The sequence below is a fragment of the Pseudomonas sp. 21LCFQ010 genome, from assembly GCF_024129905.1.
Lineage (GTDB): Bacteria > Pseudomonadota > Gammaproteobacteria > Pseudomonadales > Pseudomonadaceae > Aquipseudomonas.
Map to the genome: position 1 here is coordinate 1 of NZ_JAMYDZ010000059.1, position 3355 is coordinate 3355.

General features: G+C 51.7%; 2 rRNA genes. Both read right to left on the reverse strand.

The window, feature by feature from the left end:
* Window positions 1-24: 24 nt before the first annotated feature.
* Window positions 25-140 (reverse strand): 5S ribosomal RNA (rrf, locus tag NJC38_RS28945).
* 133 nt (window positions 141-273) lie between these two features.
* A 23S ribosomal RNA gene (locus NJC38_RS28950) occupies window positions 274-3165 on the reverse strand.
* Window positions 3166-3355 lie beyond the last annotated feature (190 nt).

The window sequence follows — 3355 nt, forward strand, 5'->3', positions numbered from 1 at the left end:
GCGATCAGGGGTTCTGTGTTTGAATCTTGACGATGACCTACTCTCACATGGGGAAGCCCCACACTACCATCGGCGATGTATCGTTTCACTACTGAGTTCGGGATGGGATCAGGTGGTTCCAACACTCTATGGTCGTCAAGAAATTCGGTAGCCAGTGTGTTTTCACACGCTGGCAAATTCGGTTATGTGAACATTTTTCGGCGTTTGCTGATCAGCTTTCGGCTGTATCGTCTTCACACACCGCCACTGCTGTGCAGATGGCTTGGGTGTTATATGGTCAAGCCTCACGGGCAATTAGTATGGGTTAGCTCAACGCCTCACAGCGCTTACACACCCCACCTATCAACGTCGTAGTCTTCGACGGCCCTTTAGGGGATTCAAGATCCCAGTGAGATCTCATCTTGAGGCAAGTTTCCCGCTTAGATGCTTTCAGCGGTTATCTTTTCCGAACATAGCTACCCGGCAATGCCACTGGCGTGACAACCGGAACACCAGAGGTTCGTCCACTCCGGTCCTCTCGTACTAGGAGCAGCCCCTCTCAAATCTCAAACGTCCACGGCAGATAGGGACCGAACTGTCTCACGACGTTCTAAACCCAGCTCGCGTACCACTTTAAATGGCGAACAGCCATACCCTTGGGACCGGCTTCAGCCCCAGGATGTGATGAGCCGACATCGAGGTGCCAAACACCGCCGTCGATATGAACTCTTGGGCGGTATCAGCCTGTTATCCCCGGAGTACCTTTTATCCGTTGAGCGATGGCCCTTCCATACAGAACCACCGGATCACTAAGACCTACTTTCGTACCTGCTCGACGTGTGGGTCTCGCAGTCAAGCGCGCTTTTGCCTTTATACTCTACGACCGATTTCCGACCGGTCTGAGCGCACCTTCGTACTCCTCCGTTACTCTTTGGGAGGAGACCGCCCCAGTCAAACTACCCACCATACACTGTCCTCGATCCGGATAACGGACCTGAGTTAGAACCTCAAAGTTGCCAGGGTGGTATTTCAAGGATGGCTCCACGCAGACTGGCGTCCACGCTTCATAGCCTCCCACCTATCCTACACAAGCAAATTCAAAGTCCAGTGCAAAGCTATAGTAAAGGTTCACGGGGTCTTTCCGTCTAGCCGCGGATACACTGCATCTTCACAGCGATTTCAATTTCACTGAGTCTCGGGTGGAGACAGCGCCGCCATCGTTACGCCATTCGTGCAGGTCGGAACTTACCCGACAAGGAATTTCGCTACCTTAGGACCGTTATAGTTACGGCCGCCGTTTACCGGGGCTTCGATCAAGAGCTTCGCTTGCGCTAACCCCATCAATTAACCTTCCGGCACCGGGCAGGCGTCACACCCTATACGTCCACTTTCGTGTTTGCAGAGTGCTGTGTTTTTAATAAACAGTCGCAGCGGCCTGGTATCTTCGACCGGCATGGGCTTACGGAGCAAGTCCTTCACCCTCACCGGCGCACCTTCTCCCGAAGTTACGGTGCCATTTTGCCTAGTTCCTTCACCCGAGTTCTCTCAAGCGCCTTGGTATTCTCTACCTAACCACCTGTGTCGGTTTGGGGTACGGTTCCCGATTATCTGAAGCTTAGGAGCTTTTCCTGGAAGCATGGCATCAACCACTTCATGTTCTAAAGAACACTCGTCATCAGCTCTCGGCCTTGGGATCCCGGATTTGCCTAAGATCCCAGCCTACCACCTTAAACCTGGACAACCAACGCCAGGCTGGCCTAGCCTTCTCCGTCCCTCCATCGCAATAACCGGAAGTACAGGAATATTAACCTGTTTTCCATCGACTACGCTTTTCAGCCTCGCCTTAGGGACCGACTAACCCTGCGTCGATTAACGTTGCGCAGGAAACCTTGGTCTTTCGGCGTGGGAGTTTTTCACTCCCATTGTCGTTACTCATGTCAGCATTCGCACTTCTGATACCTCCAGCAAGCTTCTCAACTCACCTTCACAGGCTTACAGAACGCTCCTCTACCGCATCACCAAAAGGTGATACCCGTAGCTTCGGTGCATGGTTTGAGCCCCGTTACATCTTCCGCGCAGGCCGACTCGACTAGTGAGCTATTACGCTTTCTTTAAAGGGTGGCTGCTTCTAAGCCAACCTCCTAGCTGTCTAAGCCTTCCCACATCGTTTCCCACTTAACCATGACTTTGGGACCTTAGCTGACGGTCTGGGTTGTTTCCCTTTTCACGACGGACGTTAGCACCCGCCGTGTGTCTCCCATGCTCGGCACTTGTAGGTATTCGGAGTTTGCATCGGTTTGGTAAGTCGGGATGACCCCCTAGCCGAAACAGTGCTCTACCCCCTACAGTGATACATGAGGCGCTACCTAAATAGCTTTCGAGGAGAACCAGCTATCTCCGAGCTTGATTAGCCTTTCACTCCGATCCACAGGTCATCCGCTAACTTTTCAACGGTAGTCGGTTCGGTCCTCCAGTCAGTGTTACCTAACCTTCAACCTGCCCATGGATAGATCGCCCGGTTTCGGGTCTATACCCAGCGACTAAACGCCCTATTAAGACTCGCTTTCGCTACGCCTCCCCTATACGGTTAAGCTTGCCACTGAATATAAGTCGCTGACCCATTATACAAAAGGTACGCAGTCACCTAACAAGTAGGCTCCCACTGCTTGTACGCATACGGTTTCAGGTTCTATTTCACTCCGCTCTCCGCGGTTCTTTTCGCCTTTCCCTCACGGTACTGGTTCACTATCGGTCAGTCAGTAGTATTTAGCCTTGGAGGATGGTCCCCCCATATTCAGACAAGGTTTCTCGTGCCCCGTCCTACTCGATTTCATGACAAGGAGATTTTCGCGTACAGGGCTATCACCCACTATGGCCGCACTTTCCAGAGCGTTCCGCTAATCTCCAAGCCACTTAAGGGCTGGTCCCCGTTCGCTCGCCACTACTAAGGGAATCTCGGTTGATTTCTATTCCTCAGGGTACTTAGATGTTTCAGTTCCCCTGGTTCGCCTCTTGCACCTATGTATTCAGTGCAAGATACTCAGCTTATGCTGAGTGGGTTCCCCCATTCAGAGATCTCCGGATCAAAGTCTGTTTGCCGACTCCCCGAAGCTTATCGCAGGCTACCACGTCTTTCATCGCCTCTGACTGCCAAGGCATCCACCGTATGCGCTTCTTCACTTGACCATATAACCCCAAGCTATCTGGTTATACTGTGAAGACGACATTCGCCGAAAGCTTGATTCAACAAACTTTCTTTGCCTTAGCCTGCACCCCACCAGTGAAAGTGGTGCACAGTCTAAAATGTTTCACATATCCGAATTTTTAAAGAACGATCTGACAAAGGTCAGAAATCAGCATTCACCATGGCAACCAT